General features: G+C 64.4%; 21 protein-coding genes and 1 riboswitch. Of the genes, 12 read left to right on the top strand and 9 right to left on the bottom strand.

Annotated features, from left to right (window positions below; genetic code table 11):
* Positions 1-152 precede the first annotated feature (152 nt).
* The 7 genes from pip (at position 153) to LDJ84_RS27555 (ending at position 8,676) form a co-directional block, all read left to right on the top strand.
* On the top strand, positions 153-1,124 hold the full coding sequence (gene pip / locus LDJ84_RS27585) for a prolyl aminopeptidase (protein WP_024764183.1): 972 nt from the start codon (positions 153-155) through the stop codon (positions 1,122-1,124).
* A complete protein-coding gene (gene dtd / locus LDJ84_RS27580) occupies positions 1,121-1,558 on the top strand; it encodes a D-aminoacyl-tRNA deacylase (RefSeq protein WP_024764182.1) in 438 nt (145 codons plus the stop codon). Before pip ends, dtd begins: the two co-directional genes overlap by 4 nt.
* A 201-nt stretch (positions 1,559-1,759) precedes the next feature.
* Positions 1,760-3,328, top strand: coding sequence for a glucan biosynthesis protein G (locus LDJ84_RS27575; protein WP_038803332.1), 1,569 nt, complete (start codon positions 1,760-1,762; stop codon positions 3,326-3,328).
* Positions 3,321-5,894 (top strand): glucans biosynthesis glucosyltransferase MdoH, encoded by a 2,574-nt coding sequence (mdoH, locus tag LDJ84_RS27570; RefSeq protein ID WP_038803333.1) that lies wholly within the window; start codon positions 3,321-3,323, stop codon positions 5,892-5,894. Before LDJ84_RS27575 ends, mdoH begins: the two co-directional genes overlap by 8 nt.
* Positions 5,895-6,115: 221 nt before the next feature.
* Complete coding sequence (locus LDJ84_RS27565; RefSeq protein ID WP_024764181.1) at positions 6,116-6,913, top strand: transporter substrate-binding domain-containing protein; 798 nt, start codon at positions 6,116-6,118, stop codon at positions 6,911-6,913.
* Between the two features lie 73 nt (positions 6,914-6,986).
* The gene (locus LDJ84_RS27560) at positions 6,987-7,949 is read left to right on the top strand and encodes an amino acid ABC transporter permease (protein ID WP_065327944.1); all 963 of its coding nucleotides are present in this window, start codon (positions 6,987-6,989) and stop codon (positions 7,947-7,949) included.
* Entirely contained in the window at positions 7,942-8,676 is a 735-nt protein-coding gene (locus tag LDJ84_RS27555) for an amino acid ABC transporter ATP-binding protein (protein ID WP_024764179.1), read from the top strand. Before LDJ84_RS27560 ends, LDJ84_RS27555 begins: the two co-directional genes overlap by 8 nt.
* Positions 8,677-9,072: 396 nt before the next feature.
* Here LDJ84_RS27555 and LDJ84_RS27550 read toward each other — a convergent pair whose 3' ends face one another.
* From LDJ84_RS27550 to LDJ84_RS27520, 7 genes are all read right to left on the bottom strand, one after another.
* Positions 9,073-11,112 (bottom strand): DEAD/DEAH box helicase, encoded by a 2,040-nt coding sequence (locus tag LDJ84_RS27550; protein ID WP_065327943.1) that lies wholly within the window; start codon positions 11,110-11,112, stop codon positions 9,073-9,075.
* 154 nt (positions 11,113-11,266) lie between these two features.
* The gene (gene metF / locus LDJ84_RS27545) at positions 11,267-12,115 is read right to left on the bottom strand and encodes a methylenetetrahydrofolate reductase [NAD(P)H] (RefSeq protein ID WP_024764178.1); all 849 of its coding nucleotides are present in this window, start codon (positions 12,113-12,115) and stop codon (positions 11,267-11,269) included.
* Between the two features lie 54 nt (positions 12,116-12,169).
* Positions 12,170-12,700, bottom strand: coding sequence for an HD domain-containing protein (locus LDJ84_RS27540; protein WP_024764177.1), 531 nt, complete (start codon positions 12,698-12,700; stop codon positions 12,170-12,172).
* 55 nt (positions 12,701-12,755) lie between these two features.
* Complete coding sequence (ahcY, locus tag LDJ84_RS27535; RefSeq protein WP_024764176.1) at positions 12,756-14,162, bottom strand: adenosylhomocysteinase; 1,407 nt, start codon at positions 14,160-14,162, stop codon at positions 12,756-12,758.
* Positions 14,163-14,170: 8 nt separating this feature from the next.
* Positions 14,171-14,283, bottom strand: a riboswitch (S-adenosyl-L-homocysteine riboswitch).
* A 129-nt stretch (positions 14,284-14,412) separates the two neighbouring features.
* On the bottom strand, positions 14,413-16,098 hold the full coding sequence (ltrA, locus tag LDJ84_RS27530) for a group II intron reverse transcriptase/maturase (RefSeq protein WP_226045621.1): 1,686 nt from the start codon (positions 16,096-16,098) through the stop codon (positions 14,413-14,415).
* A gap of 1,335 nt (positions 16,099-17,433) precedes the next feature.
* The gene (locus tag LDJ84_RS27525) at positions 17,434-18,657 is read right to left on the bottom strand and encodes a CaiB/BaiF CoA transferase family protein (RefSeq protein ID WP_065327942.1); all 1,224 of its coding nucleotides are present in this window, start codon (positions 18,655-18,657) and stop codon (positions 17,434-17,436) included.
* A 126-nt stretch (positions 18,658-18,783) separates the two neighbouring features.
* On the bottom strand, positions 18,784-19,965 hold the full coding sequence (locus LDJ84_RS27520; protein ID WP_038803335.1) for an acyl-CoA dehydrogenase: 1,182 nt from the start codon (positions 19,963-19,965) through the stop codon (positions 18,784-18,786).
* 227 nt (positions 19,966-20,192) lie between these two features.
* Here LDJ84_RS27520 and gcvA point away from each other — a divergent pair, with 227 nt between their 5' ends.
* From gcvA to LDJ84_RS27495, 5 genes are all read left to right on the top strand, one after another.
* Positions 20,193-21,101 (top strand): transcriptional regulator GcvA, encoded by a 909-nt coding sequence (gene gcvA, locus LDJ84_RS27515; RefSeq protein WP_226045620.1) that lies wholly within the window; start codon positions 20,193-20,195, stop codon positions 21,099-21,101.
* Positions 21,102-21,206: 105 nt separating this feature from the next.
* Complete coding sequence (locus LDJ84_RS27510) at positions 21,207-21,614, top strand: acyl-CoA thioesterase (protein WP_015479269.1); 408 nt, start codon at positions 21,207-21,209, stop codon at positions 21,612-21,614.
* A 193-nt stretch (positions 21,615-21,807) separates the two neighbouring features.
* On the top strand, positions 21,808-22,815 hold the full coding sequence (locus LDJ84_RS27505) for an ABC transporter substrate-binding protein (RefSeq protein ID WP_065327941.1): 1,008 nt from the start codon (positions 21,808-21,810) through the stop codon (positions 22,813-22,815).
* Positions 22,816-22,882: 67 nt separating this feature from the next.
* Positions 22,883-23,689: an ABC transporter permease gene (locus LDJ84_RS27500; RefSeq protein WP_045215900.1), complete on the top strand. Its 807-nt coding sequence runs from the start codon at positions 22,883-22,885 to the stop codon at positions 23,687-23,689.
* Entirely contained in the window at positions 23,689-24,465 is a 777-nt protein-coding gene (locus LDJ84_RS27495; protein WP_226045619.1) for an ABC transporter ATP-binding protein, read from the top strand. The genes LDJ84_RS27500 and LDJ84_RS27495 overlap by 1 nt, the downstream gene beginning before the upstream one ends.
* 10 nt (positions 24,466-24,475) lie before the next feature.
* Here the strand turns inward: LDJ84_RS27495 and LDJ84_RS27490 are convergent, their stop codons facing one another.
* Together LDJ84_RS27490 and LDJ84_RS27485 are read right to left on the bottom strand one after the other, a co-directional pair.
* A complete protein-coding gene (locus tag LDJ84_RS27490; RefSeq protein ID WP_169887122.1) occupies positions 24,476-25,459 on the bottom strand; it encodes a TPM domain-containing protein in 984 nt (327 codons plus the stop codon).
* The gene (locus tag LDJ84_RS27485) at positions 25,456-26,070 is read right to left on the bottom strand and encodes a LemA family protein (RefSeq protein ID WP_037011389.1); all 615 of its coding nucleotides are present in this window, start codon (positions 26,068-26,070) and stop codon (positions 25,456-25,458) included. Before LDJ84_RS27485 ends, LDJ84_RS27490 begins: the two co-directional genes overlap by 4 nt.
* Positions 26,071-26,121: the final 51 nt, after the last annotated feature.

The raw sequence follows: 26,121 nt of genomic DNA, 5'->3' as shown, positions 1-26,121 counted from the left end.
CGCTGGCCCGAGTATCATGCCCGACACCGTGGGGGCCGAAGACTTTCGATGGAAGTCGCGCTGCGGCAACGCGACTTTCTATAAGGTGGCGACAGGCCCTAGGATGGTTACTGGTCCGGGAGCGACCGTACGCACTGATCCAGGAGCGAGCCATGCAAACTTTGTATCCGGAAATCAAGCCTTACGCCCGCCATGAACTGGCCGTCGATGAGCCGCACGTCCTCTATGTGGACGAGAGCGGTACGCCCGACGGACTGCCGGTTCTGTTCATCCATGGTGGCCCGGGCTCCGGTTGCGATGCCATGTCGCGGCGCTTCTTCGACCCCAATATCTACCGCATCGTCACCTTCGACCAGCGCGGCTGCGGCCGCTCCACGCCTTACGCCAGCCTGGAGAACAACACCACCTGGCATCTGGTGCAGGACATCGAGCGCATCCGCGAGCACCTGGGCATCGACAAGTGGGTGCTGTTCGGCGGTTCCTGGGGCTCCACCCTTTCGCTGGCCTACGCCCAGACCCATCCCGAGCGCGTGCTGGCGCTGATCGTACGCGGCATCTTCCTCTGCCGTCCGCAGGAAATCCGCTGGTTCTACCAGGAGGGCGCAAGCCGCCTGTTCCCGGATTACTGGGAAGACTACCTGGCGCCGATTCCCGCCGACGAGCACGACGACCTGCTGCACGCCTTCCATCGCCGCCTGACCGGCCCCGACCAGATCGCCCAGATGCACGCCGCGCGCGCCTGGTCCACCTGGGAAGGCCGGACCGCCACGCTGCGGCCGAACCCGGCGGTGGTGGATCGCTTCGCCGACCCGCACCGCTCGCTGTCCATCGCCCGCATCGAGAACCACTATTTCGTCAACGACGGCTTCCTCGAGCCGGACCAGCTGCTGCGCGACATGCACAAGATCGCCCACCTGCCGGGGGTGATCGTTCACGGCCGCTACGACGTGGTCTGCCCGCTCGACAATGCCTGGGCGCTGCACAAGGCCTGGCCCAACAGCGAGTTGCAGATCGTCCGCGACGCCGGCCACGTGGCCGGCGAGCCGGGCATCACCGATGCGCTGATCCGCGCCACCAATGAAATCGGCCGCCGCCTGCTGAACCTGCCGCCGGAGGCTGAATGAAGGGTTTGATCCAGCGGGTGCGAGGCGCCCGCGTCGAGGTTGACGGCGAAATCGTCGGCGCTATCGACCATGGGCTGCTGGCTCTGGTAGGGGTCGAACCCCAGGACGACGAAGACTCGGTCAACCGTTTGCTGCACAAGCTGCTTAACTATCGAGTGTTTGGCGACGATGAAGGTAAAATGAACCTTTCATTGAGCGATGTCGGCGGCGGCCTGCTGCTGGTTTCGCAGTTCACCCTGGCCGCAGACACCCGCAAGGGCCTGCGACCGAGCTTTTCCAGCGCGGCGCCTCCTGCAAGGGGCGCCGCGTTGTTCGATCTACTCGTGGAACAGGCGCGAGAGCGTCATCCGCTGGTCGCCACTGGCCGTTTTGGCGCCAACATGCAGGTCCACCTGGTCAATGACGGGCCGGTGACCTTTCTACTGGAGGCTTGAACGCGCGGCAGCTTGTCATATCGCCGTGGGATGATGGTTAGGGCTTATGCATCTAGAACAATGCGCCTCCGGGAGCCGGAAGTACCCGTGGAAAAAAGCGGGGAATCATTCAGGCTCACCGGGGTCGGAATTCAATCGCCGGCAATTTGGCATCGCCTTTGCTGGCTTTAATCGTTTTGTGTTCACGGACGAGGGGGACTCGTGATTTTCCGTTCCGTTCAACAACCGCTTTCGCGCCACATCCTTCGCGGACTGGTCGGCTCCGCCCTGTTGGCGTTGAGCGCTACCCATGCCTGGGCCTTCAATCTCGACGACGTTGGCGAACAGGCCAAGGCGCTGGCTGCTGAGAAGTACAGCGCACCGACGAGCAACCTGCCATCGGAATTCAGCGAAATGAAGTTCGCCGATTACCAGCAGATTCGCTTCCGTAACGAGAAGGCCTACTGGGCCGACGAGAAGACCCCCTTCAAGATCAGCTTCTATCACCAGGGCATGCACTTCGACACCCCGGTGAAGATCAACGAAGTCACGGCGACCGACGTCAAGGAGATCAAGTACGATCCCTCCCGTTTCGACTTCGGTTCGCTGAAGTTCGACGCCAATGCGACCAAGGATCTGGGTTACGCCGGCTTCCGCCTGCTGTACCCGATCAACTCGCCGGACAAGCAGGACGAGATCGCCACCTTCCTGGGGGCGAGCTACTTCCGCATCATCGGCAAGGACCAGTGGTGGGGCCTCTCCGCCCGTGGCCTGGCGCTGGATACCGCGCTGCCATCGGGTGAGGAATTCCCGCGCTTCCGCGAGTTCTGGATCGAGAAGCCCAAGCCCAAGGACAAGCACCTGGTGATCTTCGCGCTGCTGGATTCGCCCCGCGCGACCGGCGCTTACCGCTTCACCATTCGTCCGGGCAACGACACCGTGGTCGATGTGAAGGCCCGCGTGTATTTGCGCGACAAGGTGAGCAAGCTGGGCCTGGCGCCCCTGACCAGCATGTTCCTGTTCGGCTCCAACCAGCCGTCCGCCGAGCACAACTTCCGCCCGGAACTGCATGACTCCACCGGTCTGCAGATCCACGCCGGCAACGACGAGTGGATCTGGCGTCCGCTGAACAACCCCAAACACCTGTCCGTCAGCGCCTACAGCGTCGAGAACCCGAAAGGATTCGGCCTGCTGCAGCGCGGCCGCGAGTTCTCCCGCTACGAAGACCTCGACGACCGCTACGACCTGCGTCCGTCCGCCTGGGTCGAGCCGCAGGGCGACTGGGGCAAGGGCACCATCGAGCTGGTGGAAATCCCGACCCCGGATGAGACCAACGACAACATCGTCGCCTTCTGGAATCCGGAGAAGCGCCCGGAAGCCGGCGAGCCGCTGGACTTCGCCTACCGCATGCGCTGGACCAAGGATGAGGACGCGCTGCACGACGCGAAGAACGCCTGGGTCATGCAGACCCTGCGCTCGGTCGGCGACGTGAAGCAGAAGAACCTGATTCGCCAGCCTGATGGCAGCGTCGCCCTGGTCGTCGACTTTGTCGGCCCGACCCTGAAGGCGCTGGCCGGCGATGCTCCGGTGAGCACCCAGGTGAGCACCGACGACAATGCCGAGGTGAAGGAAAACGCCCTGCGCTACAACGCGGTGACCAAAGGCTGGCGTCTGACCCTGCGGATCAAGGTCAAGGACCCGAAAAAGCCGACGGAAATGCGTGCGGCGCTGGTAAACGGCGGCCAGACCATTTCCGAAACCTGGAGCTACCAGCTGCCTGCCGATGAATAACTCCACCGCTACCACCGCGCCGGTGGCCGACTACCTCGCGCACCTGCCCCTTTCGGCGCAGGAGCGTGAGCAGCTGGCCCAGGCCGGTTCCTTCAGCGAGCTGCATCAGCAGCTCGCTGGCGATATCCAGGGCGAGGACGCTGCGCTGGCTTCGGTCGGCGCGCGTCTGCGCCACGGCTATGGGCAGGACCTGGACGATGCCCAGATGCTGGGCATGGACGACAACGGCCGCACCTACCTCAAGGCCGCGCCGCCGATCCAGCGCACCAAGGTGATTCCCGAACCCTGGCGCACCAACCCGATCATGCGCGGCTGGCGCCGCCTGACCGGGCGCAGCAATCCGGCCAAGCCCGCCCGCGACCTGCCCAAGGCGCGCTGGCAACGAGTCGGTTCGCTGCGCCGGTTCATCCTGGTCCTGCTCATGCTCGGCCAGACCACCGTCGCCACCTACTACATGAAAGGCATCCTGCCCTACCAGGGCTGGGCCTTCGTCGACCTGGAAGAGATCAACCGCCAGACCTGGCTGCAGACCCTGGAGCAGGTGCTGCCCTACGCCATCCAGTTCGGCGTGCTGACCCTCTTCGCCATCCTCTTCTGCTGGGTTTCTGCCGGGTTCTGGACCGCCCTGATGGGCTTCTGGGAACTGCTCACCGGCCGTGACCGCTACCGCATCTCCGGCAGCAGCGCGGGTAGCGAGCCGATTGCCGCCGACGCCCGCACCGCCATCGTCATGCCGATCTGCAACGAAGACGTCCCGCGCGTCTTCGCCGGCTTGCGGGCGACCTATGAATCGGTGGCGGCCAGCGGCGAGCTGGATCGCTTCGACTTCTTCGTGCTCAGCGACACCAATCAGCCCGACATCGCCATGGCGGAAGAAAAGGCCTGGATCGAGCTGTGCAAGGAAGCCCTGGGCTTCGGTCGTATCTTCTACCGTCGCCGCCGGCGCCGGGTGAAGCGCAAGAGCGGCAACATCGACGACTTCTGCCGTCGCTGGGGTGGCCAGTACAAGTACATGGTCGTCATGGACGCCGACAGCGTGATGAGCGGCGACTGCCTGACCAAGCTGGTGCGGCTGATGGAGGCCAACCCCGAGGCCGGCATTATCCAGACCGCGCCCAAGGCGTCGGGCATGGACACGCTCTATGCGCGCATGCAGCAGTTCGCCACCCGCGTGTACGGCCCGCTGTTCACCGCCGGCCTGCACTTCTGGCAGCTGGGCGAATCCCACTACTGGGGCCACAACGCGATCATCCGAGTGAAACCCTTCATCGAGCACTGCGCCCTGGCGCCGCTGCCGGGCAAGGGCTCCTTCGCCGGCGCGATCCTCTCCCACGACTTCGTCGAAGCCGCGCTGATGCGCCGCGCCGGCTGGGGCGTGTGGATCGCCTACGATCTGGAAGGCAGCTACGAGGAGTTGCCGCCCAACCTGCTGGATGAGCTCAAGCGCGACCGCCGCTGGTGCCACGGCAACCTGATGAACTTCCGCCTGTTCCTGGTCAAGGGCATGCATCCGGTGCATCGCGCGGTGTTCCTCACCGGCGTGATGTCCTACCTGTCGGCGCCCCTGTGGTTCTTCTTCCTGGTACTGTCCACCGCGCTGCTGGCGGTGCACCAGTTGATGGAGCCGCAGTACTTCCTCGAGCCGCGCCAGCTGTTCCCGATCTGGCCGCAGTGGCACCCGGAGAAGGCCATCGCCCTGTTCTCCACCACCCTGACCCTGCTGTTCCTGCCCAAGCTGCTCAGCGTCATGCTGATCTGGGCCAAGGGCGCCAAGGGCTACGGCGGCGTAATCAAGGTGACCCTGAGCATGCTGCTGGAAATGCTCTTCTCCGTGCTGCTCGCGCCGGTGCGCATGCTCTTCCACACCCGCTTCGTGCTGGCCGCCTTCCTCGGCTGGGAAGCCCAGTGGAAGTCGCCGCAGCGTGACGACGACGACACCCCGTGGAGCGAGGCGATTCGTCGCCATGGCCTGCAGACCCTGCTGGGCCTGTGCTGGGCGCTGCTGGTGGCGTGGCTGAACCCGCGGTTCCTGTGGTGGCTGTCGCCCATCGTCGGCGCGCTGATGCTGTCGATCCCGGTCTCGGTGATCAGCAGCCGGGTCAAGCTGGGCCTGGCCTCGCGCGACGAGAAGCTGTTCCTCATCCCCGAGGAATACGACACCCCGCGCGAGCTGCGCGCTACCGACGAGTATACCTACCAGAACCGCTGGCAGGCGCTGAAGGACGGCTTCGTCCGCTCTGCCGTGGACCCGGTGCTGAACGCCCTGGCCTGTGCCATGGGTACTGCCCGCCACGGCCAGTCCGCCGCCATCGAATCGACCCGCGCCGCGCTGGTCGAGAAGGCGCTGGAAGCCGGTCCCGAGCAGCTCGACGGCAACCGCCGGCTGGCGCTGCTGAGCGATCCGGTGGCGCTGTCGCGCCTGCACCTGGCGCTCTGGCAGGGGGACAGGGAACAGTGGATCGGTCCCTGGCGGCAATCGCTGAAGGCCGATGCCCATGCTCCCGCCGTCCCCTTGGCCCCGGTTGCGGAACAGGGCGTCTTGGCGCTGCCCGCCGCGCAATCCTGACCGCAGGTCGCCCCGTCTCGTTCGGGACGGGGCGACCTGCCGGTTTCCGCTGTTTTCCCCGCGCACCGCTGCTGGTAACCTTCGCCAGCTATCCAGAAAAGATTGAGATATCCGGCGCATGGGGTACGCTTCGCACCCTTCCGCGCAAGGCTTGCTCTTGCGCGCCCGGTTCGATCGCTGGGAAAAACAACAAGTTCTTTCACTTGCTTGGGAGTATGGGGATGAAAAAGTACCTGGCATCGCTGGTGATGGGCGTCTGCGCCCTGGTCAGCGTGAGCGCGGCTCAGGCCGGCGCCATCGATGAAGCGGCCAAGCGCGGCACCCTGCGCGTGGGCATGGACCCGACCTACATGCCGTTCGAGATGACCAACAAGCGCGGTCAGATCGTCGGCTTCGAAGTAGACCTGCTCAAGGCCATGGCCAAGTCCATGAACGTCAAGCTGGAACTGGTTTCCACCGCCTACGACGGCATCATCCCGGCCCTGCTCACCGACAAGTTCGACATGATCGGCTCGGGCATGACCCTGACCCAGGAACGCAACCTGCGCCTGAACTTCACCGATCCCTTCATCGTGGTCGGCCAGACCCTGCTGATTCGCAAGGAACTGCAAGGCGAGATCAAGTCCTACAAGGACCTGAACGACGCCAAGTACCGCATCACCTCGAAGATCGGCACCACCGGCGAATTTGTCGCCAAGAAGCAGCTCTCCAAGGCCCAGTACCACGGCTTCGACAACGAGCCCGAAGCGGTCATGGATGTGGTCAACGGCAAGGCCGACGCCTTCATCTACGACTCTCCGTACAACGTCGTTGCCGTCGGCAAGTTCGGCGCCGGCAAGCTGGTGCACCTGGATCAGCCGTTCACCTACGAGCCGCTGGCCTTCGGTCTCAAGAAGGGCGACTACGACTCGATCAACTTCATCAACAACTTCCTCAAGCAGATTCGTGAAGACGGCACCTACGATCGCATTCACGACAAGTGGTTCAAGAACACCGACTGGCTCAAGGACATGGAATAATCCACGTCTGACACTGGTCGACCCGACGCGCAGGCCCTGAGCCTGCGCGTTCGCATTTTCACGGTAGAGATTCGTGGCTAGAACGAAACGCGCAACCTGGCCCTGGCACGGGCTGACCGGACTGATCCTGCTGTTGATCGGCCTGGCCATCTGGTACTCCACTTCGCTGATCTCCTACGAGTGGCGCTGGAACCGCGTCCCGCAGTACTTCGCCTACCAGGCCGAAGAACCGCTGCGTGCGGACAGCATCTCGCGGGTGGAGAAGATCGAGCCGTACGGCAGCGATGCCCGCGTCACGCTGGTGGACGAGGATGGCAAGCAGCAGGTGCTGACCGTTGCGTCGGACAGCCTGCAGTTCTCCGAGAACGACGACGTCGCCGAAGGCGATGTGGTCGGCGCAACCCGCCACTGGGCGGCCGGCCCGCTCGCCTGGGGCCTGTGGACCACGCTGTGGATCTCTTTCGTTTCCGGCGCGTTCGGTCTGTTCATCGGCCTGTTCACCGGTCTCTGCCGTCTGTCGAAGAACCCGACGCTGCACGACCTCTCGACCCTCTACGTCGAGCTGGTGCGCGGTACGCCGCTGCTGGTGCAGATCTTCATCTTCTACTTCTTCATCGGCACCGTGCTGAACCTGTCCCGCGAGTTCGCCGGCGTGGCAGCGCTGGCGCTGTTCACCGGCGCCTATGTGGCCGAGATCGTCCGTGCCGGCGTGCAGTCCATCGCTCGCGGCCAGGACGAGGCGGCGCGCTCTCTGGGCCTGAATGCCGCGCAGTCGATGCGCCACGTGATCCTGCCGCAGGCCTTCAAGCGCGTGCTGCCGCCGTTGGCCGGGCAGTTCATCAGCCTGGTGAAAGACACTTCCCTGGTCTCGGTGATCGCCATCACTGAACTGACCAAGAGCGGCCGCGAGGCGATCACCACCTCGTTCTCCACCTTCGAGATCTGGTTCTGCGTCGCCGCCCTCTACCTCGTGATCAACCTGCCGCTGTCGCATCTGGCGGGGCGCCTGGAGCGGAGGCTCGGCCAAAGTGATTGAAGTCCGTAACCTGACCAAGGTCTTCGATACCCGCGGGCAAGTCGTGCGCGCGGTGGATGACGTCACCACCGGTGTGGCCAAGGGTGAGGTCGTGGTGGTGATCGGCCCGTCCGGCTCGGGCAAGTCCACCTTCCTGCGTTGCCTGAATGGCCTGGAGGAGTTCGACTCCGGCTCGGTGAGCATCGACGGCCTCGATCTCGCCAACCCGAAGACCGACGTCAACGCCTACCGTCGCGAAGTCGGCATGGTCTTCCAGCACTTCAACCTGTTCCCGCACATGACCGTGCTGGAAAACCTGTGCCTGGCGCAGAAAGTCGTGCGCAAGCGCGGCAAGGCGGAGCGCGAGGCCAAGGCCAGGGCGCTGCTGGATAAGGTCGGCATCGGCCAGAAGGCCAATGAGTACCCGTCGCGCCTCTCCGGCGGCCAGCAGCAGCGCGTGGCCATTGCCCGCGCGCTGTGCATGGACCCGAAGGTGATGCTGTTCGACGAACCCACCTCGGCGCTCGACCCGGAAATGGTCGGCGAGGTGCTGGACGTGATGAAGACCCTGGCCGTGGAAGGCATGACCATGGTCTGCGTGACCCACGAGATGGGCTTCGCCCGCGAAGTGGCGGATCGCGTGCTGTTCTTCGATCATGGCAAGCTGCTGGAGGACGCCGCCCCGGCGGAGTTCTTCGCTCAGCCCAGGGATGCCCGCGCGCAGAGCTTCCTGCGGCAGGTGCTGTGAGGTATTCGCCGCTGTGAAAGAGCCGCCTTCGGGCGGCTTTTTGGTGTTTGCTCGGGGGTGAGGGATGGCTTTGGTAGGAGCAACTGTCTTCTTCAGGTAAGTCCGTGCCAGTGCCTTCCCTCACCCCAGCCCTCTCCCAGAGGGAGAGGGAGCCGCCCGTGCCGGCGGGCACCAAGGTTTCATCCTGCACCGAACGGTCCCCTCTCCCTCTGGGAGAGGGTTAGGGTGAGGGCTGATCCGAGTACAGGACTGTCGGGTAGGAGCAACTCCGTCCGTGATAGCTCACAGCGAGCTCGGAACATCGCGGACAAAGTCCGCTCCTACGATCACAGGGAACACCGGCGACAAATCCCGGACAAAAAGAAACCGCCCCGGAGGGCGGTTTCTTCTGCAGCGTCAGTCGCGGTTGCGGGTCAGCAGCGCGGGACGCTCGGTCTTGCGGCGCGGTTCCAGCTCTTCCAGCTGCTCCGGTGTCGGGAAGCGGTCGGTGCGGACCAGGTCGCGCTTGTTGATCACTACCGGTTGGCGGGTCGGCTTGGCGGCGCCGTACTCGCTCGGCTCGCGCAGCGGGGCGTCGTTCATGCGCGAAGCCGGAGCCTTGCCGCCGCGCTTGCGCTGGCCGGCCTTGCCCTGAGCGTTGCCGCCCTGGCCCTGGGTGCGACCGCCGCCGTTAGGCTTCTTGGCGGCGCGGCCCTGGCCTTGCCCCTGGCCACGGTTCTGACCGCTTCCGCCCTGGCCGGCACCTTGGCCACCCTGGCCGCGCGGGCGCTGCTGGCCCTGCCCCTGGTTCTGGCCTTGCCCCTGGCCGCCACGGCGGCGCTGGCTGCGCTGCTGGTCCTTGTCCGGGAACGGGCTGACGTAGTCGGCGCGGTTGCCAAAGTTGTCGAAGTCGTCGTCGAGGAACTCTTCAGGATCGCGGTTACCGTCGACCTTCGGTGCTCGGACCTGCCTGGGCTGCTGCTGGCGGCCCTGACCCTGCTGGTCCTGCTGCCGGGGCTGGCGAGGCTCACGAGCCTGGGTGTGGGCGTTCGGCTGAGCGTCGCTGCCCTGGCCGTCACCCTTCTTCTTGCCACGGCCGCCACGACGACGGCGCTTGCCGGCTGGCTTGTCGCTGTCGGCGAATTCGCCTTCAGCTGCGGGGGCAGCGTTCTGCTGGTCCTCACCCTGGGGCTGCTGAGGCTTGTCCTTGCTGCGGTCTTTGCGTTCGCCACGCTTGGCCTTGTCCTTGCGCGGCTGGCGCTGAGGTACTTCGCGGGCCTCGGGCTGCTGGACCTCGGGCAGCACGGTATCGGGGTCGAAGCCCTGCATGTCGCCATCGGGGATGCGCTGCTTGGTCAGGCGTTCGATGGCCTTGAGCAGTTTGTCTTCGTCCGGCGCCACCAGCGAGATGGCTTCACCGGTGCGACCGGCACGGCCGGTACGGCCGATGCGGTGAACGTAGTCTTCCTCGACGTTGGGCAGCTCGTAGTTGACCACGTGAGGCAGTTGGTCGATGTCCAGGCCGCGGGCGGCGATGTCGGTGGCGACCAGGATGCGCACGTCGTTGGCCTTGAAATCAGCCAGGGCCTTGGTGCGCGCATTCTGGCTCTTGTTGCCGTGGATCGCGGCAGCCGGCAGGCCATGCTTGCTCAGGTATTCGGCGAGGCGGTTGGCGCCGTGCTTGGTGCGGGTGAACACCAGCACCTGTTCCCAGGCACCCACGGTCACCAGGTGCGCCAGCAGGGCGCGCTTCTGCACCGACGGGATGCGGAACACGCGTTGTTCGATGCGCTCGACGGTGGTGTTCGGCGGGGTGACCTCGATGCGCTCCGGGTTGTGCAGGAGCTTGTTGGTGAGGTCGATGATGTCTTTGGAGAAGGTCGCCGAGAACAGCAGGTTCTGGCGCTTGGCCGGCAGCTTGGCGAGGACCTTTTTCACGTCATGGATGAAGCCCATGTCGAGCATGCGGTCGGCTTCGTCGAGGACGAGGATTTCCACATGGGACAGGTCGACGCTGCCCTGACCGATCAGGTCGAGCAGGCGGCCGGGGCAGGCGACCAGGACGTCGACGCCCTTGGACATCGCCTGCACCTGGGGATTCATGCCGACGCCGCCGAAGATGCAGGCGCTTTTCAGCGGCAGGTCGCGGGCGTAGACCTTGAAGCTGTCGTGCACCTGGGCTGCCAGCTCGCGGGTCGGAGTCAGTACCAGGACACGGGCCTGGCGTGGGCCATGGCGGTGTTCGCGGTCCGGGTGACCTTCGGGGAACAGGCGTTCGAGCACCGGGAGGGCGAAGCCGCCGGTCTTGCCGGTGCCGGTCTGTGCGGCAACCATGAGGTCGCGGCCTTGCAGTACGGCGGGGATGGCGCGTTCCTGAACGGGAGTGGGGCGCGCGTAGCCGGCGGCTTCAACGGCGCCAGCCAGGGCCTCGGAGAGACCGAGGGAAGTAAAGGACATGCGGGGTTCCTGTAGGCCGGCAACCTGCCGGCTCGAGGGCGCGTGATTTCAAGCTCGGGGCGAGCGCTCAGCCTTGGGCTGGAAGCACTCCGCCCACGATACGCCGGCGTTGCGCTGGCCGGGATCGTGGACGGTAAGCCCGGAGCAATGATCCTCAGCGGGGGAGCTTGAGGTTGTTCCAGAGCGCCAGGCTGGGTTCAGCCTGGTTCAGGGTGTAGAAATGCAGACCCGGTGCGCCGCCTTCCAGGAGACGTTCGCACATGTCGGTGATGACCTGCTCACCAAAGGCCTGGATGCTGGCGATGTCGTCGCCGTAGGCTTCCAGTTGCTTGCGAATCCAGCGGGGGATTTCCGCGCCACAGGCGTCGGAGAAGCGGGCCAGTTTGGTGTAGTTGGTGATCGGCATGATACCCGGTACGACCGGAATGCTGACACCGAGTTTCTCCGCACGCTCGACAAAATGGAAGTAGCTGTCGGCGTTGAAGAAGTATTGTGTGATGGCAGAGTCGGCGCCGGCTTTGACCTTGCGCACGAAATTCGCCAGATCATCCTCGAAATTGCGCGCTTGCGGGTGAACTTCCGGATAGGCGGCAACTTCGATGTGGAAGTGGTCGCCGGTTTCGGCGCGGATGAATTCCACCAGTTCGTTGGCGAAACGCAGTTCGCCGCTGGCCATGCCCATGCCCGAGGGCAGGTCGCCACGCAGGGCGACGATGCGACGGATGCCGGCGTCCTTGTAATGGGCCAGCAGGGCGGAGAGCTCGGCCTTGGTGTCGCCGACGCACGACAGGTGCGGGGCCGTCGGCACCTGCACGTCGCCGTCCAGCTGCAGCACGGTGGTCAGGGTGCGGTCGCGGGTGGAGCCGCCGGCACCGTAGGTGCAGGAGAAGAAGTCGGGCTTCTTCGCTGCCAGCTGGCGCGCGGTGGCCAGCAGTTTTTCATGGCCGGCTTCGGTCTTGGCGGGGAAGAACTCGAAGCTGAAACGGCGATCTTTCTGACTCATGGTCGTTCCTTCGGCGCCACATCATTGCGCGGCTGCCGGCATGTGCCGTCGACTTCAGAAGTAACGGCGATAATGGTCTATCTTCGTGCGCAGTCGCTCGGCGCTGGGCTCGTGCACATGGCCGAGGACGGCCAGGATACGCTGCGACTCCCCATGGTATTCGGCGATCTTGCTCCGCGCCCAGGTCGAGGGTGGCGGCTGCAGGTTGGTGATCCGGTCACACAGCTTGACGATCGCATATTGCTGCGCGCCGGTTGCCAGCCTTTCGAGGTAGGTATCGAATGACAGCTTTTCGCCATTCACCACCTTGCTCAGGCGTTGGGCGCCCTCGGCGACGAACTCGCCGAAATCCGTCTGCAGTTCCTCGAAGGGCACCGGGGTGTCCTCGAGTACGTCGTGCAGCAGTGCAATCTGGACGGTCTCCGCCAGGCGCTCGATGGGCGCTTCGCGGTCGGCCGCCATCACTTCGTTGGCCACCATCGCCAGGTGGACCGCGTAGGGCAGCGTCGAGGCGGTCAGCGTCTGCCCGGCGTGCGCGCCGGCGGCGAAGATCCAGGCCTGGTTGTAGCTGTCCTGCAGGTCCATGCAAGGTTTCCAATGGCAAAGAGGGCAGACGATTGCTCGTCTGCCCTCTGGTACATCAGTAGCGGTAGGTGTCCGGCTTGAACGGGCCTTCCACGGTCACGCCGATGTACTCGGCCTGTTTCGGGGTCAGCTGGGTGACGACGCCACCGAAGCCTTTCACCATCTCCAGGGCCACTTCTTCGTCCAGCTTCTTCGGCAGTACTTCGACGGTCAGGCGCTGGGCCTTCTTCTCGGCGGAGAGGTCGGCGTACTTCTGCTCGAACAGGAAGATCTGCGCCAGTACCTGGTTGGCGAAGGAGCCGTCCATGATGCGGCTCGGGTGGCCGGTGGCGTTGCCCAGGTTCACCAGACGGCCTTCGGCCAGCAGGATCAGGTAGTCGTCGTTGGCCGGATCGAAATCGCCAGCGCCGGTGCGGTGGATCTTGTGCACCTGCGGCTTGACCTCTTCCCAGGCCCAGGTCTTGCGCATGAAGGCGGTGTCGATCTCGTTGTCGAAGTGGCCGATGTTGCACACCACGGCGCGCTTCTTCAGCGCTTTCAGCATGCCCGCGTCACAGACGTTGACGTTGCCGGTGGTGGTGACGATCAGGTCGATCTTGCCCAGCAGGGCGGCGTCAACGCTGGCTTCGGTGCCGTCGTTCAGGCCGTTCTTGTACGGGGAGACCAGCTCGAAGCCGTCCATGCAGGCCTGCATGGCGCAGATCGGGTCGATTTCGGAAACCTTCACGATCATGCCTTCCTGACGCAGCGACTGGGCGGAGCCCTTGCCCACGTCGCCGTAGCCGATCACCAGGGCCTGCTTGCCCGACAGCAGGTGGTCGGTGCCGCGCTTGATGGCATCGTTCAGGCTGTGACGGCAGCCGTACTTGTTGTCGTTCTTGCTCTTGGTCACAGCGTCGTTGACGTTGATCGCCGGGACTTTCAGGGTGCCGGCCTTGAGCATGTCGAGCAGGCGGTGAACACCGGTGGTGGTTTCTTCGGTGACACCGTGGATGCGCTCGAGCATCTGCGGGTATTTCTTGTGCAGGATCTCGGTCAGGTCACCGCCGTCGTCCAGCACCATGTTGGCGTCCCACGGCTGGCCATCCTTGAGGATGGTCTGCTCAATGCACCACTCGTACTCCTGCTCGGTCTCGCCTTTCCAGGCGAACACCGGGATGCCGGCGGCAGCGATGGCGGCAGCGGCCTGATCCTGGGTGGAGAAGATGTTGCAGGAGGACCAGCGCACTTCGGCGCCCAGCGCAGTCAGGGTCTCGATCAGCACGCCGGTCTGGATGGTCATGTGGATGCAGCCGAGGATTTTCGCGCCCTTGAGCGGCTGGCTGGCGGCGTACTTGCGGCGCAGGCCCATCAGAGCCGGCATTTCGGACTCGGCGATGATCAGCTCGCGGCGGCCCCAGGCGGCCAGGGAAATGTCGGCGACTTTGTAGTCAGTAAAAGCAGCGCTCATGTGTAACTCCATTCGTTGTCTGCGAATGGGCGCCGTTGATGCGTTTGGCGATCGGCGGCAGCCGACCGTGACGCGCCCTGTTCGAGCCTGACAAGCCGAAGCGAATCGACCTGCTGCAGCGCCCCTCGGACAGGTGGCGGGAACGACCGGACAGCGCCGGCCGTTATTGGTCGGGTGGGAACCAGCCATCGCTGGCTGATCCCCCCCTAAGAACCGTACGTGCGCTTTTCGGCGCATACGGCTCAAGTCTTCGCAAAGCCCTTTAGGGGGCCGGTTTGTTCACGGTCAGGCCACGTGTGTGGAGTTGATGGTGACAAGTTGGGTGCAATAGTACCCGGTTCTCCAGGGAGTCTCCACCGCCTTGTGAGCGGTAGATAATGTGGTGATCGTGCCACCCGGTTTCCCTGGATATCGGCTGTTTGCATAGCGCGCATAACCCACTTTGGCTGGTGAATAGACTGGCGATTTGCTTCCGGTACTTCAGCTTGTTCAGCATCCGTTCCATGCGCAGTTTTTCGCCTGCCGCCTCCATGGTCGGGTCGTAGGGGTTGTATTCCCCGCTCACCTTTTTGTGCCGCTCGATCGGTGTCCCTGCAAGCTGGTACAACTCGACTTCCCGTTTTGTTCCGTTCGCTTCCAGAACCGTGGTGGCGAACACCCATCCGCGTTCCCCTTGTGGTCGGAAATACTTCTTCCGTATCCAGTCCAGGGACTTGTTTGGATGCCGCCTTTTGGCCCAGCGCCAGAGCTTAACAAACGCCCTGTTATCCATCCGGCTATACGCCTGTTTGGCCACTACTGGCTGATGGTAAAGCGCCCACCCCCGCAGGATCGGATTCAGCAGTCGGATCAAATCCTCCTGCTTACTCGTCTTGTGGGTGTCGATCACCTCTCTGACCTTGCCGTAGAACGCCTTGACGTTCTTCTTGCTCGGCTTGATCAACAACGTTCCGTCGTACTTTCGGAAGTTCCATCCAAGGAAGTCGAAGCCTTCGTCGATGTGGACGATGCGGGTTTTCTTGGGAGAAAGCCGCAGCCCGCGTACCGCCAGGAACTGCTCTACCCAGGGTTTGACCTCGTTTTCCAGTACCTCCGGGGAGGCGCCAGTGATCACGAAATCATCCGCGTAACGCACCACGTTGATCTTCAGCTTCTTCGCCCTCGTCACCCCCAGATGTTGCTTGAGGAGTGACTCCAGCCCATCCAGCGCCAGATTTGCCAAGGTTGGGGAGATGATCCCCCCTTGTGGCGTACCTGCATCCGTTGCGTGCAACTGCCCTCGGTGTACAACCCCGGCCTTTAACCATTGCCGGAGTACTCGTGTATCCGTGGGGACATTCCTTATCAGCCAATCATGGTTGATGTTGTCGAAGAACCCTTCGATGTCCGCGTCCAGCACCCATTGGGCCGAGGCCTTCTGAGACAGGCATACGAACAACTGCGCCATCGCGTCCGCCGTGGAGCGTTCGATCCGGAAGCCGTAGCTGTTCGGATCGCCCCGGGTTTCTGCGACAGGAGACAGCGCCAGCAGATACAGCGCCTGCATGGCTCTGTCCGTCATGGTCGGGATACCCAAAGGGCGTTCCCGGCCATCCGATTTCGGGATAAAGACGCGCCGTAGAGGTCGAGCCTTGTATCCCCGCGTCTTCAACTGACCAACCGCTTCCCATTTCGCGTTGGGTGTATCCCAGAGTTGCTTATCGACTCCCGTCGTGCGGCTCCCCTGATTTTCCGTGACTCTCCGTACGGCCAAGTATCTGGCCGACTTCGAGCGGGTCAGCATCCGTTGCAAGGCTTTCACCCTGCGCCATTTGCCTTCCCGACAAGCCTTCGCAATCCGCACCTGCATTCCCCGGACGTTCCGCTGGACACGACTCCAATCGACGTCGTGCCATTGCTGTGGAGCGCCGGAAAGCGCAGGCTCGGCCTGTTGGCTGAGCTCTTTCATGCTGCTTTCCTCTCAAGTGAATACCCGAGCGGAAGGTGCACGCCGCCCCTGACGGGGTGGGTGCACCCGCCAGGGTAGGTTTGTTAAGGGCCGATGGAAGCTGGCCCTGGGTTGATTGAGACGGTCTCTGTCAGAGCTGTTGCGACGGAAGACCACGCAGAAGTCTGCCCGGTTTCCCGTGGGGTGATGTTTCAACCCCTATCCGGACCATTACAGTCCGGCATTCGCTTTCTCTGCGATCCCATACCCGCATCGCCAACAGATCCCCTTACGGTTCACCTGCCCGGAGGGCGGCGATACGGGCTTACCACGTTCCCTGCCTGTCACACGACTGGGTTAGAGCCCGCCTCTTCACCGGTGGCCATGATGGCGACGTACTTCCAGAGCCCACGGAAGTAACCGGCCACGTACCTTTTGGTTCAAGCCTAACAGCAGTTTTGGCTTGTCAATCCTTACGGTGTTTATCAGCGGTTCACATGTGTTGCCCGTACCAGTCAGCCTGGCGCCTCAACCCGGTACTGCTCCGAGTATCTACAGCCTGCCTCGCGGAAGGACTGCACCCTGGATAGGGGGCTACGTTGTCGGACGAGCTTCGCACAACGCCGTTACCAGCGATGCACGTCGTCGTAGGCTACCGTTGGTCGCACAACGAGTCCGCTACCGCACCCTGATGGGTGTGGTTGGACAATGACAGACAGAGCTTTCGCTCATGTCTCCTGTGGAAGAGCCGAGCCAAGACAGTCATATGACCGTTGGTCGGAAAAGTTGATGCCTCCTGACAAAATTAGCAGGAGGAGACCCCTGCGGGGGTCAACTCCCCGCTTGGGTTGGTGTTTTAAGATGCTCTCCGAAACCGGTCTATCTGGCTCCGTGATCGTGCCGCCGAGAGCTAAACGATCTAAGGGTTATGCCGCCCGCCGCAGCGGTAAGTCCTTGAAGGCATTGGACTTCCGGGCCGGTTTTGTTTCTTGGGGGTGGATACCCAAGTATTCGATTTCCGAGGAAATCTCATCTAGCTGACCTGACAGCTAGGTGACCGGAGACACGCAACGCGTGTCGCACAAGCTCGCGGATTATAGCCATGGCGCATGACAAGCCAAAGGCTTTTGGTCGTGTTCGCGCAGTGGATCGCGACCGGGATCCCCGTCGCGCCCGCGCCAGGGGCCGTGAAAACCCTGGCGCGGGCGTCGTTGCGGGGATCGGTGGCGTCCGCTGGAGCGGGCGCCGATGGTCAGTTGTAGGGCGTATAAAGCGGTGCGCTTTATCTGCCGCTTCTGGCTTCAGAGCCGACGGACGGCGGATAACGCTCGAGGCGTTATTCGCCCTACGGGGACGTCAGATCACGCCGTCCTCGCGCAGCTTGCCGATGGCTGCCTGGTCCAGGCCGAGCACGCCTTCGAGGATTTCCTGTGTGTGCTGGCCGAGGGTCGGCGGGGCGTTGCGGTATTCGACCGGGGTCTCGGACAGGCGGATCGGGCTGGCGACCTGCGGCACCGTGCCGGCCAGCGGGTGCGGCAGGTCCACGCGCAGCCCGCGAGCGATGACCTGCGGATCGGCGAACACCTGGGCCAGATCGTTGATCGGCCCGCACGGCACGCTGGCGTGTTCCAGCACGGCGATCCACTCGGCGGTGGTGCGCATCACGGTGGCCTGGCGGATCAGCGGGATCAGCACCTCGCGGTGCGCCACGCGCGCCTGGTTGGTGGCGAAGCGCTCGTCGGTGGCCCACTCCGGGTGGCCCGCCAGCTCGGCGAACTTGCGGAACTGGCCGTCGTTGCCGACGGTGAGGATCAGGTCGCCGTCGGCGGTGGGGAAGTCCTGGTACGGCACGATGTTCGGGTGCGCGTTGCCCAGGCGACGCGGCGGGTTGCCGGTGGTCAGGTAGTTCAGGGTTTGGTTGGCCAGGCAGGCGACCTGCACGTCCAGCAGCGCCATGTCGATGTGCTGGCCGATGCCGCTGACATCGCGGTGGGCGAGCGCGGCGAGGATCGCGGTGGACGAGTAGAGGCCAGTGAGGATGTCAGTCAGTGCTACACCCACTTTCACCGGGCCGGCGCCTTCCTCGGCGTCGGAGCGCCCGGTCAGGCTCATCAGGCCGCCCAGGCCCTGGATCATGAAGTCGTAGCCGGCGCGCTTGGCGTAGGGGCCGAACTGGCCGAAGCCGGTGATCGAGCAGTAGATCAGCTTCGGGTTGAGCGCTTTCAGCGACTCGTAGTCCAGGCCGTAGGCCTTCAGCCCGCCGACCTTGAAGTTCTCCAGCACGATGTCGGCCTTGGCGGCGAGTTCGCGCACCAGGCGCTGGCCTTCGGGCTGGGTGAAGTCGATGGTCAGGGATTTCTTGTTGCGGTTCGCCGAGAGGTAATACGCCGCTTCGCTGGTGTCGCGGCCGTCGGCGTCCTTGAGGAACGGCGGGCCCCAGGCGCGAGTGTCGTCGCCGCTGCCGGGACGCTCGATCTTGATCACTTCCGCGCCGAGGTCGGCGAGGATCTGCCCGGCCCAGGGGCCGGCGAGAACGCGGGAGAGGTCGAGGACACGAATGTGCGAAAGGGCGCCGGACATGCAATCACCTGCAGCTTGGATAGGGGCGGGGAGGACGCGGTGCGGGGACTCCACGGTCCTCCCCGGGGCCTCTCGGGCGAGAGGTAAAGCGTGCGCTGGCCCAGGCGGGCCAGCGCGGGGCATTGCTTAGAAGAACGCCTGGATGCCAGTCTGGGCGCGGCCGAGTATCAGCGCGTGGACGTCGTGGGTACCTTCGTAGGTGTTCACCACTTCCAGGTTGACCAGGTGGCGGGCGACGCCGAACTCGTCGGAGATGCCGTTGCCGCCAAGCATGTCGCGGGCCAGGCGGGCGATGTCCAGGGCCTTGCCGCAGCTGTTGCGCTTCATGATCGAGGTGATTTCGACGGCGGCGGTGCCTTCGTCCTTCATCCGGCCCAGGCGCAGGCAGCCTTGCAGGGCGAGGGTGATGTCGGTCTGCATGTCGGCCAGTTTCTTCTGGATCAGCTGGTTGGCGGCCAGCGGGCGACCAAACTGCTTGCGGTCCAGGGTGTACTGGCGAGCGGTGTGCCAGCAGGCTTCGGCGGCACCCAGGGCGCCCCAGGAGATGCCGTAGCGGGCGGAGTTCAGGCAGGTGAACGGACCACGCAGGCCGCGCACGTCCGGGAAGGCGTTTTCTTCCGGGCAGAACACGTTGTTCATCACGATCTCGCCGGTGATCGAGGCGCGCAGGCCGACCTTGCCGTGGATCGCCGGGGCGGACAGGCCTTCCCAGCCTTTTTCCAGGACGAAGCCGCGGATCTGGCCTTCGTCATCCTTGGCCCAGACCACGAAGACGTCGGCGATCGGGCTGTTGGTGATCCACATCTTGGCGCCGGTGAGACGGTAGCCGCCGTCGACTTTCTTGGCACGGGTGATCATCGAGCCCGGGTCGGAGCCGTGGTCCGGCTCGGTCAGGCCGAAGCAGCCGATGTATTCGCCGCTGGCCAGTTTCGGCAGGTATTTCTGCTTGGTGGCTTCGTTGCCGAATTCGTTGATCGGCACCATCACCAGGGAGGACTGCACGCTCATCATCGAGCGGTAGCCGGAGTCGATGCGCTCGACTTCGCGGGCGATCAGGCCGTAGCACACGTAGTTCAGGCCGCTGCCGCCGTACTGTTCGGGGATGGTCGCACCGAGCAGGCCGGTTTCGCCCATCTCGCGGAAGATCGCCGGGTCGGTCTGCTCGTGGCGGAAGGCTTCCAGTACGCGCGGGGCCAGCTTGTCCTGGGCGAACTGCTGGGCGCTGTCGCGCACCATGCGCTCTTCTTCGGTGAGTTGCTGATCCAGCAGCAGCGGATCTTCCCAGTTGAAGCTTGCTTTGGTCGCCATGGAGAACCTCGAACGCAGACAGTGAAAGACCCGCACAAGTCTAGGCGGGCTCGGTGTGGGCCATCCTAGTCAGCCGTCGGGAAGCGGGGCAACCGATTAATTCGCACGCTGTTGTGCTATTTTGTCACTCCGTAATTGCTGGGCTGCTGCTGGATTTTGCCTGCTCGCCTCTATTTCAGGCGTTCATGGCGATTCCTGTGCATCACGATATTCCGAAGAGGCATTCGATGCGACGCAAGATCCCGACCACCGCGGCGCTGGTCGCCTTCGAGTCCGCCGCCCGCCATGAGAGCTTTACCAAGGCCGCCGACGAGCTGTCGCTGACCCAGAGCGCCATCTGCCGACAGATCGCCACGCTGGAGGGGTTCCTCGGCGTCGAGCTGTTCCGCCGTTCGCGGCGCGGGGTGAAGCTGACCGAAGCGGGGCTCAACTACAGCCGCCGTGTTGCCCAGCGCCTGGACGCCGTGGAGCGCGACACGCTGGCAGTGATGGGGCAGCAGGGCGGCGGTACGCTGGAGCTGGCGGTGGTGCCGACCTTTGCGACGCAATGGCTGCTGCCACGGCTGAAGGACTTCAAGCGCCTGCACCCGGAAGTCACGGTGAACATGACCAACCGCACCCGGCCCTTCCTCTTCGCCGACACCGAGTTCGACGCGGCGCTGTATTTCGGCGACGGCGTGTGGTCCGGCACGGTGGCCAACTTCCTCATGCACGAGAACCCGGTGCCGGTGTGCAGTCCCGAGCTGCTGGGTGGGTGCCGTGAACTGTCCGCCGCGCAGATCGCCGAATTGCCCTTGATGCAGCAGACCACCCGGCCCTACGCCTGGCGCCAGTGGTTCGGTTCGCTGGGCATGAGCGTGGCGCACGACATGAGCGGCACCCGCTACGAGCTGTTCTCCATGCTCGCCCAGGCGGCGATGCACGGCATGGGCGTGGCGCTGATCCCGCCGATGCTGATCCAGCACGAGCTGGCCGACGGGCGGCTTATCGTGCCGATGCAACATGCCTATTTGAGCGAAAATGCCTATTACCTGATGATTCCCGAACGCAAGGTGGAGTCGGCGACCCTGGGCGCCTTCCGCGACTGGCTGGTGGATGAGGCCGCGCGCTACCGCGCCGAAGCTGGTCTTGGCTGAGCCGGGGCAGGGTGGGCAGCGGCATTCCGAGCCAGACTTGCATAGCCGGCGGGGCTTTCCCCGTCATCGCGCTCACGAGGCGCAACCTCCCAAGAAGGAGCTTCCATGAATTTCCACACCCGCAAATGGGTCAAGCCTGAAGACCTCAACCCGAACGGTACCCTGTTCGGCGGCAGCCTTCTGAAATGGATCGACGAAGAAGCGGCGATCTACGCCATCGTCCAGCTGGGCAACCAGCGCGTGGTCACCAAGTTCATCTCGGAGATCAACTTCGTCAGTTCCGCGCGCCAGGGCGACATCATCGAGCTGGGCATCACCGCCACCGAGTTCGGCCGCACCTCGATCACCCTGACCTGCGAAGTGCGCAACAAGATCACCCGCAAGAGCATCCTCACGGTGGACAAGATGGTCTTCGTCAACATCGGCCCCGATGGCCAGCCGGCGCCGCACGGCCGCACCGAGATCAAGTACATCAAGGACCAGTTCAAGGACGATGCCATTCCCCAGCCCTGATGGCTGGCTCGCCAAGGTGATTGCCTGCGTGCCCGGAGCCAAGCCGAACCGCGGCGAAAACCTTTGCATTTGCGTCGATTGAATGTGAGCCTGTGCCCGCCCACGGCGGGCATGGGCCGACGCTGCTCCCCGCCGATCCAGCAGTACTGCACTCAGCAGAATGTTCCTGCAGAACAATGACCGGGGAGAGACCATGCACACCACTTTCGCATCCGCGCTGCGCCAACTGGCCGTGGCCACCTGCGCCAGCCTGCTGCTGGCCAGCGTCGCGCACGCCGCCGCGATCAAGGCCGACACTAAGCCCGAGGCCGGCACCTTCAAGATGGGCATGCAGCCCTGGCTGGGCTACGGCCAGTGGTACGTCGCCGAGCAGGCTGGCGCCTTCAAGGCCAACGGCCTGGAGCAGGTCGAGCTGGTCAACTTCACCGAAGACAAGGACATGAACGCCGCCTTGGCCAGCGGCCAGATCGACGGCGGCAACCTCGCCACCCACACCGCCATGGCCATGGTCGCCGCCGGCCTGCCGGTGAAGATCGTCCTGTTGCTGGACCAGAGCACCAGCGCCGACGCGCTGATCGTCGACCCGTCGATCAAGACCCTGACTGACCTCAAGGGCAAGCAGGTCGCCTATGAAGAAGGCACCACCAGCGACATCCTCCTGCACAGCGCCCTGCGCAAGGCCGGCCTGACCCTCGCCGATGTGCAGCCGGTGCCGATGCCCGCCGCCAATGCCGGTAGCGCGCTGATCGCCGGCCAGGTCCCGGCCGCCGTCACCTATGAGCCGTACCTGTCCGCCGCCAAGCAGCAGAACCCCAAGGTCAACCTGCTGTACAAGGGCTCGGATGACCCGGGCATCATCAGCGACGTGTTCGTGGTGCGCGACGAAGTGCTGAAGGAGCGTCCCGGCCAGGTGCTGGCGCTGATCAAGAGTTGGGAAGCGGGCCTCAAGCACTACAACGAGAAGAGCGCCGAAGGCCGCGCCGCCATCGCCAAGGGCGTGGGCGCCGACGAGTCCGAGCTGAGTAGCGCCTTTGACGGCGTGCACTTCTACTCGGTGAAGGAGAACCAGGCCGAGCTGAAGGGCTCCTTCCAGAAAGGCTCGTTCGAGCACATCCAGAAGGCCGCCAGCGAAGCCGGCATCCTGCAGCAGCCGGTCACCCCGGCACAGGCCATCGACGCGCGCTTCGTTGAGGCCCTCTGACTCTCTGAAACACCACGCGCGCCGGCCCCGAGCCGGCGCGCGTCTTTCTCCGTTCGACGAGCCCGACATGAAAGCCCGCAAATCCAACCCGCTGTTCACCATCGGCAAGCCGATCGCGCAGCGCCATTTCCTGCTCATCGGCGGCGCCGTGTTCGTCCTGCTGGCGCTGCTCTGGTGGCTGGCCGGCGCCAGCGGCGCGGTGCCGAAGATCTTCCTGCCGGCGCCCGGCGATGTCTGGGCACGCATGCTCAAGCTGGCCGCTGATGGCACGCTGTGGTCGGACCTGAAGGTCAGCGTGTACCGCATCGCCGTGGCCTTCCTGGTGTCCTCGGCGATGTCCATCGTCATCGGCGTCTTCGCCGGCTGCTACGGCTTCTGGAAAGCCGCCACCGAGCCGCTGGTGGACTTCGTGCGCTACATGCCGGTGGTCGCCTTCGTCCCGCTGACCATCCTCTGGGCCGGCACCAGCGACTTCCAGAAATTCCTCATCATCTGGATCGGTACCTTCTTCCAGCAGGTGCTGATGGTGATGGACGCGATCAAGCGCGTGCCGGCTGACTTCGTCGGCCTTGGTCGCACGCTGGGGATGCCGGATCGCCGCATCCTCCTGAAGATCGTCCTGCCCAGCGCATTGCCGGGTATCTGGGACGCCCTGCGGATCAGCCTCGGCTGGGCCTGGACCTGGCTGGTGCTGGCTGAGCTGGTGGCGGCGACTTCGGGCCTGGGCTACCGCATCACCGTGTCCCAGCGCTTCTTCCAGACCGACACCATTATCGGCTACATCCTGCTGCTCGGCTTCCTCGGCCTGATCACCGATCAGGCCATGCGCGCCGGCGAGAAGGTCCTGTTCCGCTACAACCGGAGGCGCAACTGATGGCGACTTTGGAAATCTCCGGCCTGAACAAGAGTTTCGCGGTCGGCCAGTCGCGCCGCGAGGTGCTGCGCAACATCGACCTGACGCTGGCGGACAACGAATTCGTTTCCATCGTCGGCACGTCGGGTTGCGGCAAGAGCACCCTGCTGTCCATCGCCGCCGGCCTGGAAGACTTCGACAGCGGCAATGTGAAGGTCGACGGCGTGCCGATCACCGGCCCCGGCCTGGATCGTGGCGTGGTGTTCCAGTCCTACACCCTGCTGCCCTGGCTCACCGCGCGGCAGAACGTCGAGTTCGCTCTCAAGGCGGCCGGCCTGTCCCGTGCACAGTGCCGCGAAATCGCCGACGAGCACCTGGAGCTGGTGAAGCTGACGAAGTTTGCCGAGGCCTACCCGAACGAGTTGTCCGGCGGGATGAAGCAGCGCGTGGCGATCGCTCGCGCGTTGTCCTACCGGCCAAAGATTCTGCTGATGGACGAGCCCTTCGGCGCGCTGGATGCGATGACTCGCCACCAGATGCAGGAACTGCTCACGCGCATCTGGGAAACCCATCGACTGACGGTGATGTTCGTCACCCACGACGTGGAAGAGGCGGTGTACCTGTCCGACCGCATCGTGGTGATGGGACTCGGGCCGGGGCGGATCAAGGCCACCTTCGACGTGAAGCTGGGGCGTCCGCGCTACGAGGACATGGCTGCCAGCGCCGAGTTCATCGACCTGCAGCGCCAGGTACTGCGCTCGATCCGCGAGGAAGAGCAGGGCGTCGCCGCCCTCTGAGGGCCCAGGATTACCAGCGGCCGGAGGCTCCGCCACCGCCGCTGGAACCACCGCCGCCACGGAACCCGCCACCGCCGCCGACACCTCCACGCCCGCCGCGGCCGATCGAGCTGATGATCGTCATGAGCAGTTGCAGCACGCCCATGGTCAGCCACATCGGCGGCAGGAAGAAGATGTACAGCACCAGCGGGATCGAGAAGGCGCCGATCAACTGCTGTTGCAGCGCGGCGGGATTGGCTTCGCTGACCAGCAGCACGCCAGCGGCGATGCCGCCCACCAGCACGCTGCACAGCAGGTAGCGGCCCATGCTGCGCTGGCGCATCCAGGACACCGGCAGCAGCATGCCCAGCAGCGGCACGCCGACCAGCAGGCCGAGTAGCGCTGCCAGGCGGGTGGGCGGGATTTCCTCGGCGGCCGTCGCGTTGCGGTTCGAGTAAGCGTCGCTGTAGTTTTCCGCCGGGCCGGTATGCGGCAATTCGTCTTCGCTGCCGTCCGGCGTGGTTGCGGCGGAGGGCGGCTCGATCAGCGCGATCAGACTGTCGACGCCGGCCTGGATGCCGCCAGCGAAGTCACCTTTCTGAAAGAAGGGGACGATCTGTTCGCGGATGATCCGGCCGGCCTGCACGTCGGTGATGGTGCCTTCCAGCCCGTAGCCGACTTCGATGCGCAGCGTACGGTCATTCTTCGCAACCACCAGCAGCACGCCGTCATCGACACCCTTGCGGCCCAGCTTCCATTGCTCGAAAGCACGCACCGTGTAGTCCTCGATGCTGTCCTCGCCAGTGGTGGGAACCAGCAGTACGGCGATTTGCGCGCCCTTGCGTTGCTCCAGGCCGGCGAGTTGGCTTTCCAGCTGCGCGCGCTGCCCGGCATCGAGGGTCTGGGTGAGGTCGGTGACGCGGGCGCTGAGCGGCGGAATGGCGACCGGCGCCGCCTGCAGCACGACCGCCCAGCACAGCAGCAGGGCGGCCAGCAGCCAGCGCGGCAAGGTCATTGTGCGGGCTGCGCCGGCGCGTTGCCGAAGTCCACTTTAGGCGCGGTGGAAATGGCGGCTTCGTTCTCGACGCTGAAGTTGGCCTTGGGCTTGTAGCCGAAGATCTTCGCGGTGATCACCTGCGGGAACTGGCGAATCATCACGTTGTATTCCTGCACGGCCTTCACATAGCGGCCACGGGCGACAGTGATGCGGTTCTCGGTGCCTTCGAGCTGGGTCAGCAGGTCCTTGAACAGGCCGTCAGCCTTGAGCTGCGGGTAGTTTTCCGAGACCACCAGCAAGCGTGACAGCGCCGAGCTGAGCTGCCCCTGGGCCTGCTGGAAGCGCTTGACCGCTTCCGGGTCGTCGAGCTGGTCGGCATTCAGGGTGGTGCTGCCGACCTTGGCGCGGGCCTCGGTCACCTGGGTCAGCACGCTGGCTTCATGGGCGGCGTAGCCCTTCACGGTGCTGACCAGGTTGGGGATCAGGTCGGCGCGGCGCTGGTACTGGTTGAGCACTTCCGACCAGGCGGCCTTCACGCCTTCGTCGCCGGATTGCATGGCGTTGTAGCCGCAGCCGGAGAGCAGGGTGACGAGGATGTAAGCGGTCAGGAACTTGATCAGGCGTGGCATGGCAGAGGCTCGTGCTGGCGAAAAGGCCCAGTCTAGGCCAGTTATGGCTGA

Origin of the sequence: Pseudomonas sp. HS-18, from assembly GCF_020401845.1 — a bacterium.
GTDB classification, from domain to species: Bacteria; Pseudomonadota; Gammaproteobacteria; order Pseudomonadales; family Pseudomonadaceae; genus Pseudomonas; species Pseudomonas nitroreducens.
This window is presented reverse-complemented; position numbering and strand designations above follow the sequence as displayed.